15 protein-coding genes are annotated in these 22,092 nt (G+C 68.3%); 10 read left to right on the top strand and 5 right to left on the bottom strand.

From position 1 onward, the window contains the following. The first annotated feature begins 110 nt into the window (after window positions 1-110). Together PYS65_RS04800 and PYS65_RS04795 are read left to right on the top strand one after the other, a co-directional pair. The gene (locus PYS65_RS04800) at window positions 111-2,000 is read left to right on the top strand and encodes a DNA/RNA helicase domain-containing protein (protein ID WP_279332512.1); all 1,890 of its coding nucleotides are present in this window, start codon (window positions 111-113) and stop codon (window positions 1,998-2,000) included. Window positions 2,001-2,199: 199 nt separating this feature from the next. Beyond that, the gene (locus PYS65_RS04795; protein WP_279337854.1) at window positions 2,200-4,314 is read left to right on the top strand and encodes a DUF2075 domain-containing protein; all 2,115 of its coding nucleotides are present in this window, start codon (window positions 2,200-2,202) and stop codon (window positions 4,312-4,314) included. A 53-nt stretch (window positions 4,315-4,367) separates the two neighbouring features. On the opposite strand, the gene PYS65_RS04790 is transcribed toward PYS65_RS04795, so the two are convergent. Beyond that, window positions 4,368-4,496, bottom strand: coding sequence for a DUF6408 family protein (locus tag PYS65_RS04790; protein WP_107061054.1), 129 nt, complete (start codon window positions 4,494-4,496; stop codon window positions 4,368-4,370). 290 nt (window positions 4,497-4,786) lie between these two features. On the opposite strand from PYS65_RS04790, the gene PYS65_RS04785 reads away from it, so the two are divergent. The 3 genes from PYS65_RS04785 to pglX all read left to right on the top strand — a co-directional run bounded on the left by PYS65_RS04785 (window position 4,787) and on the right by pglX (window position 13,872). Next, on the top strand, window positions 4,787-5,374 hold the full coding sequence (locus tag PYS65_RS04785) for a hypothetical protein (RefSeq protein WP_279332510.1): 588 nt from the start codon (window positions 4,787-4,789) through the stop codon (window positions 5,372-5,374). Between the two features lie 216 nt (window positions 5,375-5,590). Beyond that, the gene (pglW, locus tag PYS65_RS04780) at window positions 5,591-10,264 is read left to right on the top strand and encodes a BREX system serine/threonine kinase PglW (RefSeq protein ID WP_279332509.1); all 4,674 of its coding nucleotides are present in this window, start codon (window positions 5,591-5,593) and stop codon (window positions 10,262-10,264) included. Then, window positions 10,261-13,872, top strand: a complete 3,612-nt coding sequence (gene pglX, locus PYS65_RS04775; protein ID WP_279332508.1) for a BREX-2 system adenine-specific DNA-methyltransferase PglX — start codon at window positions 10,261-10,263, stop codon at window positions 13,870-13,872. The genes pglW and pglX overlap by 4 nt, the downstream gene beginning before the upstream one ends. A 57-nt stretch (window positions 13,873-13,929) precedes the next feature. Here pglX and PYS65_RS04770 read toward each other — a convergent pair whose 3' ends face one another. After that, entirely contained in the window at window positions 13,930-15,153 is a 1,224-nt protein-coding gene (locus PYS65_RS04770; RefSeq protein ID WP_279332507.1) for an RNA-guided endonuclease InsQ/TnpB family protein, read from the bottom strand. 101 nt (window positions 15,154-15,254) lie between these two features. After that, window positions 15,255-15,830 carry an ATP-binding protein gene (locus PYS65_RS04765; RefSeq protein WP_341483663.1) on the bottom strand — a complete coding sequence of 192 codons (576 nt, stop codon included), beginning with the start codon at window positions 15,828-15,830 and terminating at the stop codon, window positions 15,255-15,257. Window positions 15,831-16,031: 201 nt separating this feature from the next. On the opposite strand from PYS65_RS04765, the gene PYS65_RS04760 reads away from it, so the two are divergent. The 3 genes from PYS65_RS04760 to PYS65_RS04750 all read left to right on the top strand — a co-directional run bounded on the left by PYS65_RS04760 (window position 16,032) and on the right by PYS65_RS04750 (window position 18,222). Then, the gene (locus tag PYS65_RS04760) at window positions 16,032-16,862 is read left to right on the top strand and encodes a helix-turn-helix domain-containing protein (RefSeq protein ID WP_279332505.1); all 831 of its coding nucleotides are present in this window, start codon (window positions 16,032-16,034) and stop codon (window positions 16,860-16,862) included. Continuing rightward, window positions 16,859-17,053 carry a DUF397 domain-containing protein gene (locus PYS65_RS04755; RefSeq protein WP_279332504.1) on the top strand — a complete coding sequence of 65 codons (195 nt, stop codon included), beginning with the start codon at window positions 16,859-16,861 and terminating at the stop codon, window positions 17,051-17,053. The genes PYS65_RS04760 and PYS65_RS04755 overlap by 4 nt, the downstream gene beginning before the upstream one ends. Window positions 17,054-17,361: 308 nt before the next feature. Next, the gene (locus PYS65_RS04750) at window positions 17,362-18,222 is read left to right on the top strand and encodes a hypothetical protein (RefSeq protein WP_279332503.1); all 861 of its coding nucleotides are present in this window, start codon (window positions 17,362-17,364) and stop codon (window positions 18,220-18,222) included. Window positions 18,223-18,338: 116 nt separating this feature from the next. Here the strand turns inward: PYS65_RS04750 and PYS65_RS04745 are convergent, their stop codons facing one another. Further along, the gene (locus PYS65_RS04745) at window positions 18,339-18,977 is read right to left on the bottom strand and encodes a DUF6879 family protein (protein WP_279332502.1); all 639 of its coding nucleotides are present in this window, start codon (window positions 18,975-18,977) and stop codon (window positions 18,339-18,341) included. Then, complete coding sequence (locus PYS65_RS04740; protein ID WP_279332501.1) at window positions 18,970-19,239, bottom strand: hypothetical protein; 270 nt, start codon at window positions 19,237-19,239, stop codon at window positions 18,970-18,972. The genes PYS65_RS04745 and PYS65_RS04740 overlap by 8 nt, the downstream gene beginning before the upstream one ends. A 230-nt stretch (window positions 19,240-19,469) precedes the next feature. On the opposite strand from PYS65_RS04740, the gene PYS65_RS04735 reads away from it, so the two are divergent. Further along, window positions 19,470-19,880, top strand: coding sequence for a hypothetical protein (locus PYS65_RS04735; RefSeq protein ID WP_279332500.1), 411 nt, complete (start codon window positions 19,470-19,472; stop codon window positions 19,878-19,880). Beyond that, a complete protein-coding gene (locus tag PYS65_RS04730; RefSeq protein ID WP_279332498.1) occupies window positions 19,877-22,012 on the top strand; it encodes a tetratricopeptide repeat protein in 2,136 nt (711 codons plus the stop codon). The genes PYS65_RS04735 and PYS65_RS04730 overlap by 4 nt, the downstream gene beginning before the upstream one ends. The last annotated feature ends 80 nt before the right edge of the window (window positions 22,013-22,092 follow it).

The following is a 22,092-nucleotide window of genomic DNA, read 5'->3' as shown; positions in this document are numbered from 1 at the left end:
CTCGGACGCATCGTCGACGCGGCCCGACGGGCTTCCGCTCCACCCCGGTGGAGTCTCGAAGGACATGCCCCCACCCGCACGAGTCATTTCGTGCTGCCTGGGGGAAGTCCTTGCTGTTCCGCGAGTCCGCGAACTCGATCGCCGCGAGGGCGCTCGACAGCTCGCTGTACCTGCACCTCACTGAGCGATTCGTCCATATGCATGGTTACCGGCCCAGTCCGGCGGAGGCCCGTTCCTGGGAGCGGAGCATTCCCGCTCTGACGGCGGCCCTCAACGACGCGGGGCTCGGCGAGGTCGAGGTCATGCTCGAGTACGCGCTCCCGCTGAACAGCAAGCGCGCCGACGCCGTGCTTGCCGGGGTGCACCCGACCACGGGCGAGCCGTCGTACGTCGTCGTCGAGCTGAAGCAGTGGAGCCAGGCGGAGCCGGACGAGGACGATCCGGCACTGTGCCGGATCGACGCCTACACACATCCGGTCCTCAACCCGATCGAGCAGGTACGCCGCTACTGCGAGTACCTCGTCAACTTCAACGGTGCGGTGGCCGAGCACCCGGGTCGGGTCAGCGGCGTGGCGTTCCTGCACAACGCGACCGAGTTCGGTGTGAGCGGCCTGCGGGCCGTCGAGCTCGACGAGCGCGGCCAGCTCTTCACGGGTGAGCGGCGCGGCGAGTTCATCGACCACCTCCGTGCCCGGCTCAGCGACCAGCACCCGGGCGTCCGGGCCGCCGACGAGCTTCAGGCGGGCAGGACGGTGCCGTCCAAGCAGCTCATGTCGGTGGCGGCCCAGGAGGTCCGCGAGCGCGAGCAGTTCGTTCTCCTGGACGAACAGCAGGTTGCGTACCGCATGGTGCTCAACGCCGTACGCAAGGCGAAGCAATCCGATCACAAGGAAGTTGTTGTCATCACCGGCGGCCCCGGCACCGGCAAGAGCGTCATCGCGCTCTCCCTGCTCGGCGAGCTGTACCGTCAGGGAGTTCCCGCCTTGCACGCCACCGGTTCCCAGTCGTTCACCAAGACGATGCGCAAGGTCGCGGGCACCCGCAAGCGTGAGGTGCAGGAGCTTTTCAAGTACTTCAACAGTTTCATGACAACCGAGAAGAACACCTTGGACGTCCTGATCTGCGACGAGGCCCACCGCATCCGTGAGACCTCCGCCAACCGCTACACACCGGCAGCCCACCGCACGGGCAAGCGGCAGATAGAGGAACTCATCGATGTCGCCCGCGTCCCCGTCTTCCTCCTCGACGAGCACCAGGTGGTGCGCCCGGGGGAGATGGGCACGGTGCAGGAGATAAAGGCGGCCGCGGCGGCCAAGGGCCTGGAGTGCCGAGTCGTTCCGCTGGAGAGCCAGTTCCGCTGCGGTGGCAGTGACGCCTACCTGCGCTGGGTCGTCCGGCTTCTCGGCCTCGAACCCGGCGGCGCGGTCGTCTGGGAGCCCGACGACCGCATGCGACTGCTCGTCGTGGAGAGCCCTCAGGAGATGGAAGCCTTCCTCGAAGCCCGCCGAAGCGAGGACTACGGCGCTCGCATGTCCGCGGGCTACTGCTGGACCTGGTCTCCGGAACCGAAGCCTGGTGACCCGCTTCCGGCCGACGTCGTCATCGGTGACTGGTCCCGCCCCTGGAACCTCCGGGGCGAACGCTCCGTCTCCGGTGCGCCCCCGTCGGCCCTGTGGGCCACCGACCCGGCCGGGTTCGGCCAGGTCGGCTGTGTCTACACGGCTCAGGGATTCGAGTACGACTGGTCCGGCGTCATCATCGGCCCCGACCTGCTCTGGCGCGGCGACCGCTGGGTCACGGACCGAACGGCGTCGAAGGACCCGGTCTTCAAGAAGTCCACCCCGGACGACGACGTCGACCGGCTGATCCGCAACACCTACAAGGTGCTGCTGACCCGGGGCATGGTCGGCACGATCGTGTACTCGACGGACCCGGAGACGCGGGAGAAACTGCGGGAGCTGGCGGGCGGCCGGCTGGAGCAGCGAGCTTCCAAGGTGTGACGGGGACAAGTCCTCGCCACGGAGTACACGATCCGGCCATGATGGCTACGCTTCGCGTCGATCACGGTGTCGTCATCGTCCGTAGGACAGCTGGTCTCCCTAAGATCCCGAGTACCGGTTGCGGCCCGACGGGCTTCCTGCATGGACACGCCCCCACCCGCACGAGTCACTCGTGCTCTGGGGGACCCTCCTCGTGTCCATGCTCCTGCTGCGCTTAGCGGCGCGGGACCTGCTCGCTCTGAACGCCCGGCACCGTCTGGTGCCCCACCTCGCGGCCCGCTGGGTGCACTTCGAGCGGGGTGATGCCTCCGACGGGGAGCGCTCCGCGTGGGCGCGCAGTCTCGTCTCGCTGGCGGAAGACCTGGTCGCCGCCGACCGCGGCAACGTCGAGATGATCGTCGAGTGTTCGCCCACCGTGGACGCGTCCGAAAGTGTGGCGAGAACACACGGTCAGATCGATGTGGTCCTGGTGGGCAGACATCCCGCGGAAGGCACCCTTTCCGTGCAGCTCGTCGAGCTGAAGCAGTGGTCGTCGGTGACGAGGGTGGAGGCCGCGACCGCCGATCTCGTGTACGTGGAGGGGATCGAGGATCCCGTCGCCCACCCCGCCCTTCAGCTCGGTGAGTACCAGGCGCTGTTCACGGGCCCCACCGGCCCACTGAACGGATTACCTTTCGAATGCGGCGGATTCGCCTACCTGCACAACGCCACGGACGAATCCGTCCGGCCACTGCTCGGTGCCCAAGCGCCCACGGGCCCCTACGCCCATACGTACACGAGCGACACCCGGGGCCGGCTCCTCAAGGATCTGCGGCGCCACTTCACCGACGAGGACGACTACTCGGCGGCCGAGTACATCCTGCACCGGATGAACCTTCGGAACACCCCGCTGCTCGACGCCATGGTCAGGTCGAACGGCGAGGACACGGTCTTCACCCTGAGAGGCCGTCAGAAGCAGGTCGCCGACGAGGTCCTGAAAGCCTCGGAAATGATCCTGGACCCTCCGGACCGGGAGGCGCTCGTCCCCCGTCCGCAGCGTGCCGTCTTCCTGGTCACCGGGGGAGCCGGCACCGGGAAGAGCGCCATCGGACTTCAGCTGCGAGCCGATCTCGAAGCCGCCGGCCGAACGGTGAAGTACGCGAGCGGGTCGAGGGCCTTCAACGCCGCGATCAAGGAGAACGTCGGATACACCGCGACCGAGTTCCGGGAGCGCTTCGCGTACTTCAGCAGCTTCGTGACCCCGCCGGATCCACCGCTGGACGTGCTGATCTGCGACGAGGCGCACCGGCTGCGGGACATGTCCAAGAACTGGCGGCTGCCCGCGGAGAAGCAGGGCACCAAGCCGCAGGTGGACGAACTCCTCGACGCGTCCCGCCTGACCGTGTTCTTCCTCGACGGGGCCCAGACCGTGCGCCCCTACGAGGTGGGCACGCCGGAACTCATCGAGGACGCGGCGCGACGCCATGACGCGGTCTTCCGTCACTACCGTCTGGTGGAGCAGTACCGGTGCGGAGGCAGTGACGCCTACATCCGCTGGGCCCGTGCGCTGCTCGGTGTGTCACCGCAGAAGGAGTACGGGTGGGTCCCGGACGGGCTCATGCACGTCGAGGTCGTCGACACGCCCGACGAGATGGAACGCATCGTCCGCACCGAGTTCGACGCCGGTGCGACCGCCCGCATGGTGGCGGGGTACTGCTGGCCCTGGAGCAAGCCGGACAAGGGCAAGAATCTCGAGAACGACGTGCGTATCGGTGGCTGGCACCGCCCGTGGAACGCGTCGAGTGAGTCCTTCTGCGCCAACGGCGAGCCGCCGTCGAGGATCTGGCCCGTGCACGACGCCGGTATCGGACAGATCGGCTGCGTCTACACGGCACAGGGGCTCGAGTGGGACTGGTGCGGGGTGATCATGGGCGACGACATGGTCTGGCGCACCGACCGCTGGGTGTTCCAGCGAGGTAAGCAGCGCAAGGACCTGGCGGCCGGGGTGAACCGGGTGGCGAAGGCGGGGTCGCTGGATCCGAAGGTCCGCACGAGCACGCTCGACGACGAGGGCTTCGCCCGCTGCGTCCGTCACGCCTACCACGTGCTCCTGACCAGGGCGAGTCGGGCCACCGTGCTCTACTCCACCGACGCGGAGACCCGGCGCCACCTCAGGAAACTGGTCGGCGAGACCGATGTGCACGGGCTCCGGCCGACCCAGGAGTCCATCCCGCCCGAGCTGCGGATCACCCGGCAGGGCGGGGGCGCGCGGGGCCGCAGGGCCCGGCGGGCATGGAACAAGGCGAAGCGGAAGAGCGAGATGATGTTGTTCTGAACGCTCGGCCGATGTGGAGTGGCGGGCCCCCGGGAGCCCGCCACTCGCCTGCTTCAGAAGAGCAGGTGCGCTGCCGACATCATCGCGGCCACCAACAGGTTGGCGACCACGTTGACGGCGACGTCCGCCAGGATCTTGCGGAGCCGGGCGTAACGCGCAGGCTGGTACTCGACAGGGTCCATGGGTGACCACTCCTTGGTGGTGAGCAGGAATGGTGGGGGACGGCCCACCGGGCATCCGCTCACACACCGCACGCACGCGTACGGCGATACACCACCACTGCTCACATGCCGCCGAGAGGCACATGAACTCCGCACTCGTACCCCTCCGGGAGGATGCGCAGCACAAGTCACTCTACTTCACTCACAGTTGTACGGTCCGGCGGTCAAGAAGACGCACTCGGCCCACATCGTCCTGCCGGATGGCGGGGTACGGTGGCGGACGTGAGACGCCGTCAATGAACGGGGGACCGGTGAAGCTCACCTATGTCTGTTTCGAGGGCACCCCGCAGGAGCTCGATGCGTCCGAGGCGGTCCGCGAGCTGGTCCGGCAGTGGTCCGGAACGGTCGACGCCGTTCGCCGGACGCCCCGGGTGGTCGTCGATCCCGAGAGCGATGACGAAGTCGACTTCGGATGGCTCGTCGAGGGTGACGTGCCGGGGGTCGTGGAGGAGGGGCAGAGCACGGTGAAGGCGCAGCTCGCCTTCAACCCGGCCGCTCAGCAGTTCCTCGACTTCATGACGGAGGCCACCTCCTGGGAGAGCGTGGGAGTCCACGGCATCAAGCGCAAGACGTGGCAGGAGGGGGATCCGCTCGACTACACGGGCTACCTCCGACTCCGCCGCAAAGGCAGCCAGTACGGCGGTTTCGTGTACGCCTTCGCATCGACGGGAGTGATCAACTTCCGTCTCCAGCACAGCGCCGAGATCGCGGAGTTGGCACCGGACGCCTATCCGCTCACCAAGGGTAATCACCAATACAGGGTGAACATCCAGATCTATGACGAAAGCACCCTGAAGCAGGCGCTCGCCCTGGCTGAGCTCGCCTACGACGCCACTTGACGGGCCTTTTGCCCCTTTTTGCCATGGAAGGGTCGGATGCCGTCGCCTGCGTTGGCGTGATGCGGAACGGGCGGTTCTTCTCGTGCGGCCCGTATGTCCTATAGTCCCGTCCTTCACCGCCTCTTTTCATGTCACAGGCAACCACTAGGATCTGCCCGAGGGCCTGACCATGGGGAACGGTGGCCCTTGAAGGACACGAGGAGCGGGGGAACAGGCATGCGGGAAGGCCGGTGGGCCACGGTCACCGAGTCCGAGTTCGAGCACGAACGCCGCGGCCTGGAGGCGATCCGCCAGAAGCTGCCGGACGCCGATCCCTGGCGGGCCTGGTCGAACTTCACGTTCACCGCCAACACCGGCCACGTCCGCGAGGTCGATCTGCTGGTCGTCGCCCCCGGCGGCGTCTGCATGATCGAGCTGAAGGACTGGCACGGCTCGGTCACCTCAGAGAACGGCACCTGGGTCCAGACCACCCCCGGCGGTCACCGTCGCACCCACGGCAATCCGCTGCACCTGGTCAACCGCAAGGCCAAGGAGCTGGCCGGCCTGCTCGCCCAGACCGGTGGCAAGCGGGTCTGGGTCGCCGAGGCCGTCTGCTTCACCGACAACGGCCTGCGCGTACGGCTGCCAGCCCACGACCAGAACGGCGTGTACACCGTCGACGAGCTGGTCGAGATGCTCGAGCAGCCCCCGCCCGACGAGCGCCGCCGCATCACCGCCATCAGCTCGCGCGAGATCGCGGCGGCCCTGAAGAAGATCGGCATCCGCAAGAGCGACGCCCAGTACAAGGTCGGCCCCTACGAGCTGGAGCGGAAGTCCTTCGACTCCGGGCCCACCTGGGCGGACTACCTCGCCCGCCACAGCGACCTGCCCGAGGCCGCACGCGTGCGGATCTACCTCAGCGAGCGCGGCTCCGAGGCCTCCCTGCGCCAGTCCGTCGAGAACGCCGCCCGGCGCGAGGCCGCCGTCCTCGGCCGTTTCAAGCACCCCGGCGCCGTCCAGCTCAAGCAGTACTTCCCCTCCGGCCACGCCGCCGGACCCGCGCTGATCTTCGACTACCACCCGAACACCCTGAAGCTGGACGAGTACCTGGTCCAGTACGGCGAGAAGCTGGACATCCTCGGCCGGATGGCGCTGGTGCGCCAGCTCGCCGAGACCATCCGCTCCGCGCACGCCAGCCGCATCCACCACCGGGCGCTCGCCGCCCGCTCCGTGCTCGTCGTCCCCCGCCCGCGCGGCGGGAAGGGCCGGGCCGTCGGGGAGGAGGCCGCCTGGCTCACCCCGCAGCTGCAGGTCTCCGACTGGCAGATCGCCACCCAGCGCAGCGGCGACTCCTCCCAGGGCCAGGGCATGACCCGGTTCGCGCCGACCGCCCTGTCCGTCCTGCACCTGTCCGACGACGCCGACGCCTACCTCGCGCCGGAACTCACCGCCCTCAGCCCCGACCCGGTCTACCTCGACGTGTACGGGCTCGGCGTCCTCACCTACCTGCTGGTCACCGGCAAGGCCCCGGCCGCCAGCCAGGCCGAACTGCTGGCCCACCTGGAGGCGGGGGAGGGCCTGCGCCCCAGCTCCCTGGTGGACGGCCTGTCCGAGGACGTGGACGAGCTGGTGCAGGCCGCCACCGCCTACCGGCCCGGCCAGCGCCTCTCCAGCGTCGACGAGTTCCTGGAGCTGCTGGAGGTCGTCGAGGACTCCCTCACCGCTCCCGCCGCGGCCCTCGACGGGCACGCCGAGGAGGAGACCGGGGCGAGCGCCGACAAGGACCCGCTGGAGGTCGTCGCCGGCGACGTGCTCGCCGGCCGGTGGGAGGTCCGCCGCCGCCTCGGCACCGGCTCCACCAGCCGCGCCTTCCTCGTCCGCGACCTGGAGGCGGAGACCCGCAGGACGCGCCCGCTGGCCGTGCTGAAGGTCGCCCTGTCCGACAGCCGCGGCGAGATCCTCGTCCGCGAGGCCGAGGCCATGCGCCGCCTGCGCCCCCACTCCGGCATCATCCGCCTCGTCGAGCCCGAGCCGCTGCACATCGGCGGCCGCACCGTCCTGGCGCTGGAGTACGTCGGTGACGAGCGCGACGACGGCGGTCAGGGCGCCGAGGGCACGTCCCGCCCGCGCCGCCGCGAGGAGACCGTCGCCCGCCAGCTCCGCGAGCACGGCCGCCTCCCGGTCGACCAGTTGGAGGCGTACGGCGACTACCTCTTCGGCGCCGTCGACTTCCTGGAGGGCGAGGGCGTCTGGCACCGCGACATCAAGCCCGACAACATCGCCGTCCGCGTCCGCCCCAACCGCACCCGCGAGCTGGTCCTCATCGACTTCTCGCTGGCCGGCTACCCGGCGAAGAGCACCGACGCGGGCACCGACGGCTACCTCGACCCCTTCGTCGAGGTCATCACGCGCGGCTCCTACGACTCGCACGCCGAGCGGTACGCCGTCGCCGTCACCCTGCACCAGATGGCCTCCGGCGAGCTGCCGAAGTGGGGCGACGGCAGCGTCCTGCCCCGCATGACCGACCCGAAGGAGTGGCCGCACCCGACCATCGCGGCCGAGGCCTTCGACCCGGCCGTGCGGGACGGGCTCGTCGCCTTCTTCCAGAAGGCCCTGCACCGCGACGCGGGCAAGCGCTTCCCTGAGCTCAAGCCGATGCGGGACGCCTGGCGCAAGGTCTTCCTCGACGCCTCCCAGACCGTCCCCTCCAGCCACCGCACCCGCCCCGCAGCCCCCGCCGAGGGGACCGCACCCGCCGAGGGCGCCGCCGCGGGCATCGCGGACGCCGAGCCGGAGACCGCCGAGCAGCAGCGCGACCGCCTCGCCGCCGAGGTCACCCGCGACACCCCGCTCACCGTCTCCGGCCTCACGCCCGCCGCCCAGTCCTTCCTCTACGGCCTGGGCCTCACGACGGTCGGCGAACTCCTCGATTACAGCCGCCGCAAGCTCGTCAACGCCCCCGGCCTCGGCGCCAAGACCCGCAACGAGGTCCAGCAGCGCCAGCGGGAATGGGGCGAGCGGCTGCGCGAGGCCCCCGTCTCCCCGCTCACGCCCAAGGGCCGGGCGGAGGCGAAGGAGGAGCTGGAGCAGCTCACCGCCGCCGAGTCGGCCCTCGTCGGGCAGCTCGCCACGGGCGAGTCGGCGGGCGCGCTGTCCTCCCGCACCCTGCGCTCGGTCAGCCTCGACACCCTCGCCACCGTCTTCGTGCCGGCCGTCAACAACAACGGCTCCAACCGCAACAAGGCGGAGATGGTGCGGCTGCTGCTGCGCCTGCCCGACGAGCACGGCGTCCTGCCCGGCATCGGCGTCTGGCCCAAGCAGAAGGACGTCGCCGACGCGCTCGGCCTCAGCCACGGCCGCATCCCGCAGATGCTCAAGGACGAGCGCAAGCGCTGGAAGATGGAGCCCGCCGTCCAGGCACTGCGGGACGAGATCATCGACCTACTCGTGAGCATGGGACGCGTCGCCTCCGCCGTGGAGATCGCCGACGCCCTCGCCGTCCGGCGCGGCACGCACCTCGCCGGGCGCGAACAGCGGCGCGCGATGGCCCTGGCGGCGGTACGGGCCGTCGTCGAGGCCGAACAACTGGTGCCGCAGGAAGCCGAGTTCCAGCACCAGCCGAACCGCAAGGCGACCGACGAGTCGCTGGGCGCCGGCCTGCTCGCCCTCGACGTACGCGAGAACGACGCCCCCGACACCCCGACCGCGCCCGGCCTGCTCGACTACGCGACCCGCCTCGGCAAGACCGCCGACCGGCTCGCCAGGCTGGACACCCTGCCGACGGCCGCGACCGTCCTGGCCGAACTGGGCGCGCTGACGGTCCCGCCCGGCGCCGTCGACTGGGACGAGCGGCGCATGGTGGAGCTGGCCGCCGCCGCGTCGGTGAACGCCGCCGCCACTCCGCGCCTGGAGATCTACCCGCGCGACCTGTCCCTCGTCCGGGCGCTGCGCCTCACCCAGGCCGGGCTCGTCCGCTGGATCCCGGGCGTTCCGGAAGGGCGGCAGCCCGGCCTGACCGGCGAGGACGTGCACGAGCGGGTCCGGGTCCGCTTCCCCGAGCTGGTCGTCCCGGACGGGCGCGGCGGCACGACCCACGAACTGCCGACGGGCGGTCCGCTCACCAAGGCGCTGCGCGACGCGGGCTTCGAGTTGTCGCTGGGCATGCGCGAGGATACGGGCACGCTGCGCTACCTGCCGACGCGGGTGGACGAGGCGTCCAGCTACCTCACGACGGGTGCGTGGCGGCAGTCGACGCGTACGGGCGCGGTGACGCGGTACGCGGACGACCCGCAGCTCGCGGGCGCGGTGCGCGCGGAGGAACGGCTGCTTGCCTCGGCCCGCCGGGACGGGTACCGGGTGCTGACCGTACGGCAGCAGCTCGTGCGGGACGCGGTGCGGGAACTGAGTGCCGAACGGCTGGGCGCGCAGGCCCTGTCGGTGACCGAGCTGTTCCTGGAGGCCCTGCACGGGCAGGTCACGCCGGGTACCAAGCCGACCTGGGAGACCCTGCTCAAGGCGGATGCCGCCGAGCCGGGCTCGAAGGGCGCGGTGCGGTTCGCGGAGTACGCGCGGACGGCCTGGGGCTCGGTCGAGCCCCGGATCGTGGAGCTGCTGGGCAACGGTGGCGGCGGTGCGGGTCCCGTCCTGCTGACGGAGGCCGGGGTGTTCGCCCGGTACGACGCGATGGGCGTCCTGGACCGGCTGGCGTCGGCGGCCCGGCGGGGCGGGCGGGGGCTGTGGCTCCTGGTCCCGCAGAACGACCCCTCGCGCGAGCCCCGGCTCGGGCAGGTGGCCGTGCCGTACCAGGCCGGCCTGGGGGAGTGGATCCAGCTTCCGGACACGTGGGTGGGCAACGCCCACCGCGGGTCCGGCGAGGTTGTGGCAAGCGGTGTCGAGGGAGACGCGAAGTGATCGACCGCAAGGCTCTGTTGGACGACCTGAAGCAGCAGGTCAAGGCGGTCGAGGCCGACCTCGGCAAGCAGGTGAAGGCGCTCGATGAGGTCGGCGCGCGACTGAAGGCCGAGTACGACCAGGCACGCAAGCTCGGGCGTACGGCGGCGACGTGGACCTCGTGGCTGGACGAGCGGGTCACGCAGGTTGCGGTGGCGTGGGTGCTGGGCACCGTCTTCGTGCGGTTCTGCGAGGACAACCGGCTGATCCCCGAGCCGTACCTGACGGGACCGGACGGGGACCGGCGTGAGCTGGCGGAGTCGCGGTACGACGCGTACGTGGAGTCGGACGACAACCCGACGTACCGTGGCTGGCTGGAGAAGGCGTTCGACGAGCTGGGGCAGGGACAGGCGGGTCGGCTTCTTTTCGATAAGCGGCACAACCCGCTCTATCAGGTTCCGCTTTCGCATGACGGAGCGCGGGACCTGGTCGAGTTCTGGCGGGGGAGGAATGAAGCGGGTGTCCTCGTCCACGACTTCACCGACCCGCTGAACGAGGACGGTACGGAGGGATGGGACACGCGGTTCCTCGGTGACCTATACCAGGACCTGAGCGAGACCGCGCGCAAGACATACGCGCTGCTTCAGACACCGGAGTTCGTCGAGGAGTTCATCCTCGACCGGACGATGGACCCGGCGGTGCGGGAGTTCGGGTACGAGGAACTGAAGATGATCGACCCTACGTGTGGGTCGGGGCACTTTGTACTGGGGGCGTTTCGTCGGCTGGTGCGGCTGTGGGGGGAGGGGCAGCCGGGGAAGGACGTGCATGAGCGGGTAGCGGCTGCGCTGAAATCGGTGCACGGGGTCGATGTCAACCCGTTCGCCGTGGCCATTGCTCGGTTCCGGTTGCTGGTCGCGGCGATGGCGGCGGGTGGTGTGCGGACGCTAGTGGAGGCGGCGAACTACGAGTGGCCTGTGCGTCTGGCGGTAGGGGACTCGCTGATTAAGTCGCGCCGCTCTCAGCAGGGCAACCTGTTCGGCGGGGTGGACGAAGACTTCGTGGATGAGTTGGCGGAGTTTAAGTACGCCACGGAGGACAGCCAGGATTACCCGAATATCCTGAGGCCGGGACGGTATCACGTGGTCGTGGGAAATCCGCCGTACATCACGGTCAAGGACAAGAAGCTTAACGAATTGTATCGCGACCTTTATCCGGCGTGCGCGGGTGCGTACGCGCTCTCGGTTCCGTTCGCACAGCGGTTCTTCGAATTGGCCAAGCGTGGGGATGCCGAGGGGCGAGGGTTCGGCATGGTCGGGCAAATCACCGCCAACTCCTTTATGAAGCGCGAGTTTGGGACGAAGCTTATTGAGGGCTACTTCGGGCATGCAGTGGAGTTGACCGAGGTAATCGACACGTCCGGTGCCTACATTCCGGGGCACGGGACGCCGACGGTCATCCTGGTTGGCAAGCAGCGGGGCGGTGCCGGGCGTTCGCCAGTCATTCGGACTGTCCGCAGTGTGCAGGGCGAGCCTGCCGCGCCAGAGAACGCGGAGGAAGGTCTGGTCTGGCAAGCAGTCGTCGAGCAGATCGACAAGCCGGGCTCGGTGAGTCACTGGGTGTCTGTGGATGACCTAGACCGAAAGAAGTACTTCAGTAAGCAGCCGTGGATTCTTGCCGACGGCGGATTGGAGATGGTTGAGCAGTTGACGGCAGGGGCTATGGGGACGCTTGCGTCGGTAATCGACGAAATCGGAGCGGCCGCAGTCACTCGCGAAGACGAGGCGTACATGATCGGCGAGGGCGCGCTAAGGCGTCACAGGATTCCCTGCACTCACCGGCGTCATCTTGTCGAAGGTGGTGAGGTGCGCGACTATGCTGTGAGCGCCCCAATTATGTCGCTATGGCCATATAAGGAGAATGGCTTGGCTGCGGATGCGCCTGTCGAGATGGAGAAGCTGCTATGGCCAGCCAGGCGGTACCTCATTGGCCGAGTTGCTTTCGGTAAGTCTCAGTTGCAGCGTGGGCTGGAATGGTTTGAATACTCCATGTTCTTCAAGCGGCGTTATGAGGCAGTCCAATCGATTGCGTTTCCATTCGTTTCTACGCACAACCACTTCGTGTTGAACCGTGAGAAGCAGGTATTCATTCGCACCGCGCCGGTGATCAAGTTGCGGGAGGATGCGAGTGAGGAGGAGTACCTGCGGTTGCTTGGGCTGCTCAACAGCTCTACGGCTGGGTTCTGGCTCAGGCAGGTCAGCCACGATAAGGGGCGACCTGGTGCGGACGTAGCAGGAGCGGATGAACCTTGGGAGCACCGTTTCGAGTTCACGGGAACCAAAATGGAGGAATTCCCGATTCCTTCCGAGTTTCCCCTGCGGTTCGGTACTGCTCTGGACAGCCTTGCGCAGGAGCTAGCTACGACTAGCCCTTCCTCTATCGCATCCAACGGTGCTCCTAATGCGGCTTCGCTCCGTGAGGGCCGTGAGAAGTGGGAGGCCATCCGCGGCCGCATGGTTGCCATCCAAGAAGAACTGGATTGGCAGGTCTACGCTCTCTACGGTCTCCTTGACCAGGAGATCATTGCGTCCGCTGAGGACATCCCTCTGGTTTCCCCTCCCGAACGAGCCTTCGCTATCGTGCTGGCCCGAAAGAGGGAACGCGGTGAGATCAATACCTCATGGTTTGGACATCACAACCACAAGTTTGAGCCCATCACCGAGATCCCCGCCCACTGGCCCGCCCCCTACCGCGAGATCGTCCAAAAGCGCATCGACGTCATCGAGGCGAACCGGGCCATTGGCATGGTCGAGCGGCCCGAGTACAAGCGCCGTTGGGCCACCGATGGCTGGGACGCCCTCCAGGAGAAGGCACTGCGCTCCTGGCTGCTCGACCGTATGGAGAACCGCGACCACTGGTTCGACGAGAACGGCCAGCCCGCCATCCTCACTCTGGGCCGCCTCACCGACGCCCTCTCCCGCGACGATGACTTCGTCTCCGTGGCCAAGCTCTACGCGCCCCGCAAGGACCTGTCCAAAGTAGTCGCAGAGCTGATCACCGAGGACCAGGTGCCGTTCCTCTCCGCTCTGCGCTACAAGCCCTCCGGGCTGAAGAAGCGCGCCGACTGGGAAGAGGTGTGGGACCTGCAGCGCAAGGAGGACGCCGCGCCCGACGAGCCTGCCAAGCGGAAGATCCGGGACTCCATCCCCGTGCCGCCGAAGTACACCTCGGCCGACTTCCTGCGCCCCTCCTACTGGAAGGCGCGCGGCAAGCTCGACGTGCCCAAGGAGCGGTTCATCTCCTACGGGCAGACCAACGCCGCCACCCCCGAGCTGTACGGGTGGGCTGGCTGGGACCACAAGGAGCAGGCGCAGGCGCTGGCGACGTACTTCACCAACACTGCGCTGTCCACCGAGGAGATCACGCCGTTCCTCGCCGGCCTGCTGGAACTCCAGCCCTGGCTGTACCAGTGGCACAACGAGTTCGACATGCTCTACAGCGGCTCCCCGGCGGACTTCTTCGCCGGTTACCGCCAGACCAAGCAGGGCGAGCACGGACTCACGGACGACGACCTCCGCAACTGGCGGCCCCCAGCCGTAACCCGAGGCCGCCGCGCAGCAGCGAAGCATTGACTTGCTCCTCGGGCTGAAGCCCGAGGATTCTGGCCTTCCCGGCCGAACTCTGTGCCGCTACGCGGCACGGGGCCCGGTCGGGAATCCGTGGCTTCCTGTTTCTTCGCGCTGTGCCAGAACGGGTTCTGGTCTTACCGGTGCTCCGCAGGCCGATACCGCCAGTCCGGCGGCCGTCTTGACGTTGATCGCGGCGTTGTGGTCCCGGTCGTGGACGGCGCCGCAGGCGGTACAGGTCCACTCCCGCACGTTCAGGGGTTTGGGTCCGTCCTTGGCGCCGCAGGTGGAGCAGGTCTGGGAGGTCGGCTCGAATCGGCCGATCCTGACGAAGGTGCGGCCGTAGCGTTCCGCTTTGTACTCCAGCATGCCGATGAACGCCGACCATCCGGCGTCGTGCACGCTCTTGGCCAGCCTGGTGCGGGCCAGTCCCGCCACCGACAGGTCCTCCACGGCGATCCCTTGGTTCTCGGAGATCAGCTTCGTGGAGAGCTGGTGGTGGAACTCCCGGCGTGCGTCGGCGGCCTTGGCATGGGCGCGGGCGACCTTCAATCGGGCCTTTTCGCGGTTCTTCGATCCTTTTTGTTTGCGGGACAGTTCCCGCTGGGCCTTCTTCAGCTTTTTCTCCGCGCGGCGCAGGAAGCGCGGAGAGTCGATCTTTGTGCCGTCGGACAGGACGGCGAAGTGGGTCAGGCCGAGGTCGATGCCGAGGGCGCGGTCGGTGTCGGGCATCCGGGCGGCGTCGGTGGCGGGGTCGGTGTCGATGACGAAGGAGGCGAAGAACCTGCCGGCCGCGTCCTTGATGACGGTGACGGAGGTGGGGGTGGCGGGCAGGGCGCGGGACCACTTCACCTTCACCGCGCCGATCTTCGGCAGGCTCAGCCGTCCGCTGCCAGTGATGCTCCAGCGGGCGTTGGCGGTGAACCGGATCGACTGCCGGGCGTCCTTGCGGGACTTGAAACGGGGCGGGCCCAGCTTCGGGCCCTTGCGGGTGCCCTTGAGGGAGGCGAAGAAGTTGCGGTAGGCGGTCTCGACGTCCCGCAGCGATTGCTGGAGCACCACCGCCGAGACCTCGCTCAGCCAGGATCGCTCCACCGTCCGCTTGGCCTGGGTGATCAATCGCGTGGACAGCTTCCCGGCCGTCGGGAACGGCTGCCCAGCCTTGCGAGCGTCCTCGCGGGCACGGATCGCGTCGTTGAACACGACGCGGGCGCACCCGAACGCCTTCGCCAACGCCGTCTGCTGGCCGGTGTCCGGGTACAGGCGGAAGCTGTACCGAAGCTGCATGACGATCACCCTAGGTACCTCGAACGCGCACCGTCACCAGGAACATATGACCGACAAGTCACCGGTATCGGCGTCACAGCGTTGTCCGGTTCCGTCGGGCCCTATACGGCGACGCTCCGCGTCGCCATCATCAGATTCGCTTCACCCCCTGCCTGAAGGCCGTGGCACTGCGAATGGACCCCGGTAGCCAGGAGTAGATCGACATCCGTCGGTTCAGAGGTCACCTGGTGCGTGAGCGGGTGGCCCTTTGTCCGCACGTGCAGCTCCGCCCACACGGTCTTGCCCGGGGCTGCCGGGCGAGGGCTGACGCCCCAGTCGTCCGCCAGGGCGGCGACCAGAAGCAGGCCCCGGCCGGACTCGGACAGCGAGTCGGTTGCCGCTTGGGGACTGGTCGGAGGCCGTTTCTCGGCGTGGGTGTCGGTCACCTCGATGCGGACGATGGCGTCGGCCAGGGTGAGCCGGACGTGGAAGTCCCGGCCGGGGACGTGGCCGTGGCGCACGGCGTTGGCGGTGAGTTCCGCCGTGATGAGGGTGAGTGTCTCGTTGACCGGGGTCGTGTAGGCGAGGCCCCAGTCGTTCAGGCGGAGTGAGACGAGTCGACGGGCGAGACGGGCACCGCGTGGGGTCGATGTGAAGCGCATGGTGAACTCGCGTTCGAGTGCGAAGTGCTGTGACATATGCCCATTCGGGGGAGCTTCTGGCTTCATGGGGTCAACGGTCGCGGACTCTGCGTAGCGTTGAACAGGAGCGACGCCCTGACGGGTGCGGGCTGTACACGTCGTCGGCGCGCTTGTACATGATCTTGGGCGTGACCGGTTCGCGGGCTGCGCGTTGGGCGGGCGGAAGCCGGTGACATGGTTGTACGGGAGGTCCGCAGCGTGGACGACGAGGTTCAGCAGCCGGAGTACGAGGTCGGGACGGGCATGCTGTGCCTGTTCGGGCGGCAGTTGAAGCTGTTCAGGGAACGGGCAGGGCTGGACCGCGCGAAGCTCGGGTCGCTGACCGGGTACTCGCCCTCGACGATTGCGTCGTTCGAGCAGGGGAGACGTATTTCGCCGCCGAAGTTCATCGACCAGGTGGATGAAGTGCTGGGGGCAGGTGGGGTGTTGAGTGCGAGCAAGGAGGAGGTGGCTCGGGCTCAGTATCCGGCGTTCTTTCGGGACGCGGCCAAGCTGGAGGCCGAGGCCGTTGAACTCCATGTGTATGCAAACCAGGCGGTGCCCGGAATCTTGCAGACAGAAGAGTACGCGCGGGCAGTGTTCATTAACTGGCGCCCCCTGCTGCACGAGGACGTGGTCGAGCAGAGGGTGACGGCGCGCTTGGCTCGGCAGGAGATCTTCGGCCGGACGCAGTTGCCCACCATCAGCTTCGTCATCGAGGAGTCGGTCCTGCGGAGGCCACTGGGTGGATGGGGCGTCATGCGCGGGCAGTTGGAGCAGATCTTGCTCCATGGCCAACGGCGTAACGTGGAGATCCAGGTGCTGCCGACCGAGCGGGACGAGCACGCCGGACTGGCTGGTCCGTTCACCTTGATGGAGGTCAAGGAAGGGCGGAGGATCGCGTACGTGGAGGCTCAGCAGGACAGTCGCCTCTACACGGCGCGGAAGTCAGTGCGGGAGATCGAGGAGCAGTACGGACTCCTTCGGGCCCAAGCGCTCACTCCGCGCGAATCGCTGGCCTTTGTCGAGAAGTTGCTTGGAGAGAGATGAACTTCGAACAGCCTGTGCCTGAGTCGGCCTGGTTCAAGAGCAGTTACAGCAGCGGGGCAGGCGGCGAATGCGTCGAGGTCGCCGTCCGCCCCGCCAGGGTCCACGTCCGCGACTCGAAGGACACGACCCGCGCTGCCCTCGCCGTAGAGCCCACGGCGTGGACCGCGTTCGTCGGGTTCGCGGCCCTCTGACAGGGGCGGTACCGATCGCAGGGCCTTCCGGTAGGCGTGTGCTTGCCGAGGGCCCTGCGCATGTCCGCCCCCGCAGCACCTTCCGCAGCCCTGACGCCTTGCTCACCGGGTGCCGCGCCGACGCAGGCTGCCACGGCGATCAACGTCCGCTTTGAGGGGCTCGGTTCGCGACAGCGGTCGTCTTCCCGGGTGGATGATCGACATCGTGATGCACCCAGCCCGCACGCCACCGTCACTCACATAACGAGACCCCAACGGAGCTGACGCAGCCTGGCCCTTGGAGTGCAAAGTTACTGTAGGTTCCTGCTATGAAACAGGGCAAAGGGATCGAGAATCCCGAGTCGCGCTTCTCCGCGGTGCTGCTGGCGGCAGCAAAGCTTCCAGGTGTGCGGATCAACAGGGAGGCGTACCTCCGAAGTGCGCTGGCTCGTCACTGCTCCGAGGACGACATCCGAAAAGCGGTAGAGGAGTCTCCCGCTGCGGCGGGCATCCCTGTCGAGGTTCTCGACAAGGTGGCCAACGACTCCATCCGCTTCGAAACCGCGAAGGTCAGCGCTCTCTCCGCCGCAGCCGGCATACCCGGTGTCCTCGCTCTTCCCGCCACTGTGCCCGCCGACGTGGCCCAGTACTTCGGCCACATGGTGCGTATCGCGCAGAAGCTCGCGTACCTCTACAGCTGGCCCGATCTGTTCTCCGACGACGGCGATGACGTCGATGACGCGACCATGGGGGTGCTCACGCTGTTCTTCGGCGTGATGTTCGGCACCCAGTCGGCGAACGCCGCTGTGGGCAAGGTCGCGGGGATGATGGCGGAGCAGGCCGCCAAGAAACTGCCCCAGAAGGCACTCACCAAGGGTGTCATCTATCCGATAGTGAAAAAGGTCGCGGCGTACATCGGTGTCAAGATGACGAAGGATTCCTTCGCGAAGAGCGTCTCGAAGGCCATCCCCGTCGTCGGGGCCGTCGTCTCCGGCGGGCTCACCCTTGCGACCTACCTTCCGATGGCCAAGAGGCTCAAGAAGCACCTCTCCGACTTGGATCTGACGAAACCGTCGCACCGAGTTGTGCAGGGGGAAGTAGTGGAAGACCACGGCCCCTTCACCACAGCACACGCCGAACAGCGCGGCGCAGCCGCCACTGCCACCGTGGTGCAGGAGCCACAGCCCTGACGACGCAGGCGCACTCCTGCATGCCGAAGGAATGACCGCTGCGGTGGGCTTCTCGTCGTCGCCGGGGGCGGTGATCAGCAGGGCGTGGGGACTCGCTCGTCATCCCGCCCCGCTGATCACCGCGCACCGCGAGAATCCGTCGGAGCACCGGACACCCGGGGCGGGGGCAGGGCGACGATCTCCCGGTCGAAGAAATCGTGGAATCCCTCACCACGCTCATACAGCGCATCGAATCCGGCGTTCGTTTCCCGGATCAGTGAGCTGTCCGTGTACCGCTTTGCTCCGTCAGCATTTCCGTCCTCGTCGTACACGACCTCGTACATGACCACATCGCCGAGAATCACTACTTCTGGAACCAGTCGGGTCCGCTCGATGTTCGAAATATCGCGAGCGTCGAGAACCTTGATGTCGTCGCCCAGGTCCACGCGCACGCGCAGGACGAACAACTCCCATTGCACATAGGGCGTGACCGGGAATTCCACGACGCGGAGACGGCGGTGAGCGACGCCCAGTCGCGACGCCCGGCCGAGTTCCCGGGCGTAGTCCTCGCGCCTCTCGTCGGCCAGGGACAGAGCCCTCTCCCAGTCGCCGCCGGCGAAGGCCTCCCAGCTCGGGAAGCCGCGCTCCTTGAAGTGCTGGCCGCGCTCGAGCTTGTTGAGGAAGCCGATCCCGCTGGAGTAGACCCGGCCCAGGTCCGCGTGGTACGTCGGGCGGTCCAGGCGTTCAAAGGCGCCGTCGGGGAAGGAGTCAAACACTGGGGATGTCCGGTTTCGCCGCGATGAGCATGTTCCTGGGGATGACCACGAGGCGTTCGTCCGACCCGATCGAGACCCCGTCGGGCAGGTTCCTGCCGAGTGACTGGGTGAGGTCCCGGCCGATGACGGCGATGTCGCCGTTAGTGAGTTCCCAGATGTCCGGGCAGTCAGGGGTGCCGGTGGTGTTTCCCAGTTCCTGGGGTGTTTTTCCCAGGCGTTGTTTGAAGGTCGTGTCCGGATCCGCTTCCCATGGCCTGGCCATATTTCCCTCGCCCCCTCGATCGGTCGGGAGGCCTCACTGTAGCGTGCACATCGCCTGCCTGACCATGTGTCAGTCCCGGTCCGCGGGGGTATTGGCGAGGATTGATTCCTCCTTGTTCCCTGCTGCTCAGGGGTGGAATGATATTGATCGCACTGAAGATCACGCCAACACCTGACGGGTGACACTTTCCATCTGTGCTGTCGGAAAATCGGGTGAACGGAGGGGCGGCTGTGGACGCTGAAGTGGCTTTGCTCGCGCAGAGCGTGGGGACCACCTTGGTCGCGTTGATGGCGACCGATGCCTGGCACCATGTGCGTGACGGGATCACACAGCTCTGGCGCCGGACGCAACCCGAGCGCGCCGAGACCGTCGCCGCCGAGTTGGAGGCCGGCCGCGAGGACGTGCTGGCTGCCGCGGCCGCGGACGACCAGGAGACCCTGGACGAACTGCGGCTTCAGTGGCAGGGGATGGTGCGGCGGCTGCTCGTCGCCCGGCCGGCCGCCGTCGAGGAACTGCGCGCACTGCTGGACCAACTCGATCCCGGTGGCTCGGCCGCCCGGCAGATCACCCAGCACGCCACCGCGTCCGGTCAGGCCCGGGTCTACCAAGCGGGACGTGACCAGCACATCGCAGAGCGATGACGGGCGGGACGGACGGCCACGCCGAGGATCACGGACGTGTCTACCAGGCGCGGGGCGACCAGCACATCAGCGAGCACCACCACTACGGCGGTGACGGGCCGGAGCACGGCGGACCGGACTCGGTGCGACGCCCGGCGGTCGGGCGGCCACCCGTCGCGCTGCGCGACCGCGGTGAGGTGATGGAACGCCTGCGGGCGGGCGTCGAGGGGGAGCGCGGCGGCCAGGTCTACGTGCTGTACGGGATGGGCGGCTCCGGCAAGACGGCGGTCGCCTGCGCCCTGTTCCAGGAGGTCACCGCAGAACCGGGCCGGGTGGGCCTGTGGGTCAACGCCTCCGACCGCGCGAGCCTGCGCGCCGGCATGCTCGCCGTCGCCGCTGACCGAGGGGCGGGCGACGGTGAACTGCTTGCCGCACGCAACGGCCTCAGACCTGCCGCCGATCTCGTCTGGACGTATCTCGACCGTTCCGCCGAACCCTGGTTACTGGTCCTGGACAACATCGACGAGCCGGAGATCCTGCGGGACGGCGACTGGCTGCGCACCAGCCCGCGCGGCACCGTCCTGGTGACCACACGGCGCGCGGCGGCCCGGTGGTGGCCGGGCGCCGAGCTGCAGTACATCGGCGTACTGCCTCGAGAGGACGCCGCGCTCGTGCTGCGCGATCTCGCCCCGCACAGCGGTACGGCGGAGCAGGCGGCGCGGGTCGCGGACCGGCTCGGGCGACTGCCCCTCGCCCTCACCCTGGCGGGCGGCTTCCTCTCCCACCAGGTCATCGACCCCTGGACGATGGACGCTTACGGGGACCAGCTCGACGGAGGCGAACGGGTCCAGCTGATCGACCGGGGAGCCGATGCGCTGTCCGAAGCGGACCCCCGGCGCCTGGTCGGCCTGACCTGGCAGCTGACCCTCGACGCGTTCGAGGTGCGCGGACTGCCCGAAGCGGCGGCCCTGCTCAGACTGCTGGCCCGGTTCGCTGCCGAGCCGCTGCAGCTGACTCTGCTCAACCATGCCGGCATCGGCGCCGTGCTGCCTCGTGCCCGAACCGAGACAGCCCTCAGAGCCCTTCTCGACCAGTCGCTGTCCGAACTGGTCGACGCCGCCGGCGCGCGCTGCGTGCAGAGTCACGGCATCCTGCTCGACAGTGTCTCGGCGGCGACCCCCGCGGACCTGGTGCCCACCCTCGACGCGACAGCCGTCCGGCTCCTCGACGCGGCCGTGCCCGGCGTACCCGATGCGGGGCCGCACGATCCGCGACTGCGTCTGCTGGTGCCTCACGCGCTTGCCCTGCTGAGGCATATCGGCGAACCGTCCGCCGCCGACGCCCTGGCCGTCGCGATGCGGCTGGCCGTCGCCCTGCACCGGACCGGTGACTACCTCTCCGCCTGGGAGACCGCCCGAAACGCCACGTACCTCGCCCAGCGACACCTCGGCGCGGACCACCGTACGGTCCTCGCCGCCCGCTCCAGGGCGGGGCGGGCGCTGTTCCGGCTGGGCAGATACGCCGAAGCCGAGGCGGCGCTCCGCGCGGTCCGGGACGCCCAGGAGCGACTGTTCGGCGCCGACGACCCCGACACCACGGACAGCGGCTACGGGCTCCAGCTCGTGCTGGCGAACCTCGGCAGACGCGAGGAAGCCGTCGCGCTGCTCCGCGACACCGTCGCCGGGCGACGCTCGGCGCTGGGCCCCGCGCATCCGCTGACCCTGCGGGCCCGCGCCGGCCTTCTGGAGATGCTGCCCGCTGCCGACGTGGTCACCGAGGAAGGCGGCACACTGCTCACGCTGCCGTCGGAATGCGATCGGCTCCTCGGCCCCGACCACACCGTGACACTCGGCGCCCGGCACAACCACGCGTGGGCGCTGTACCTCCTGGGCCGCTTCGACGAGGCCGACCGTGAGATCCAGCAGGTGGCCGAGACGTATGTGCGGCGCTTCGGGCCCGAGTACCCGATCGTGCTCGCCGCCCGGCAACTCCTCTCCCGGACCCGGGCCGCGCTCGGACACGTGGAGGAGGGGATTGCGCTGATGACCGACGTCGTCGAGCGGCGGGAACGCGGCCTGGGCCCCGAGCACCCCTTCACGGTCGCGAGCCGGTACCTGCTGGACGCCTACCGGTCGGGGCGATGGCGGCCGTAGCGCTGACGACGGAACGGGGGCGGCCCGCACGGGCGGTGCGCGAGGACATACGGCACGGGGCCGATGGGAGTACCGATGTA

This window comes from Streptomyces cathayae, assembly GCF_029760955.1.
In the GTDB taxonomy this organism is placed as follows: Bacteria; Actinomycetota; Actinomycetes; order Streptomycetales; family Streptomycetaceae; genus Streptomyces; species Streptomyces cathayae.
The sequence above is the reverse complement of the archived record's forward strand: the minus strand, read 5'-3'. Positions and strand labels throughout refer to the sequence as shown.

Excerpts from the sequence above, each read along its gene's own strand:
- PYS65_RS04730 (WP_279332498.1), top strand. The coding sequence starts at position 19,877 with ATGACGGGCGGGACGGACGGCCACGCCGAGGATCACGGACGTGTCTAC.
- PYS65_RS04790 (WP_107061054.1), bottom strand. The coding sequence starts at position 4,496 with ATGGACCCTGTCGAGTACCAGCCTGCGCGTTACGCCCGGCTCCGCAAG.
- PYS65_RS04750 (WP_279332503.1), top strand. The coding sequence starts at position 17,362 with ATGAAACAGGGCAAAGGGATCGAGAATCCCGAGTCGCGCTTCTCCGCG.
- PYS65_RS04755 (WP_279332504.1), top strand. The coding sequence starts at position 16,859 with ATGAACTTCGAACAGCCTGTGCCTGAGTCGGCCTGGTTCAAGAGCAGT.
- PYS65_RS04795 (WP_279337854.1), top strand. The coding sequence starts at position 2,200 with ATGCTCCTGCTGCGCTTAGCGGCGCGGGACCTGCTCGCTCTGAACGCC.
- PYS65_RS04765 (WP_341483663.1), bottom strand. The coding sequence starts at position 15,830 with ATGTCACAGCACTTCGCACTCGAACGCGAGTTCACCATGCGCTTCACA.
- PYS65_RS04740 (WP_279332501.1), bottom strand. The coding sequence starts at position 19,239 with ATGGCCAGGCCATGGGAAGCGGATCCGGACACGACCTTCAAACAACGC.
- pglW (WP_279332509.1), top strand. The coding sequence starts at position 5,591 with ATGCGGGAAGGCCGGTGGGCCACGGTCACCGAGTCCGAGTTCGAGCAC.
- PYS65_RS04770 (WP_279332507.1), bottom strand. The coding sequence starts at position 15,153 with ATGCAGCTTCGGTACAGCTTCCGCCTGTACCCGGACACCGGCCAGCAG.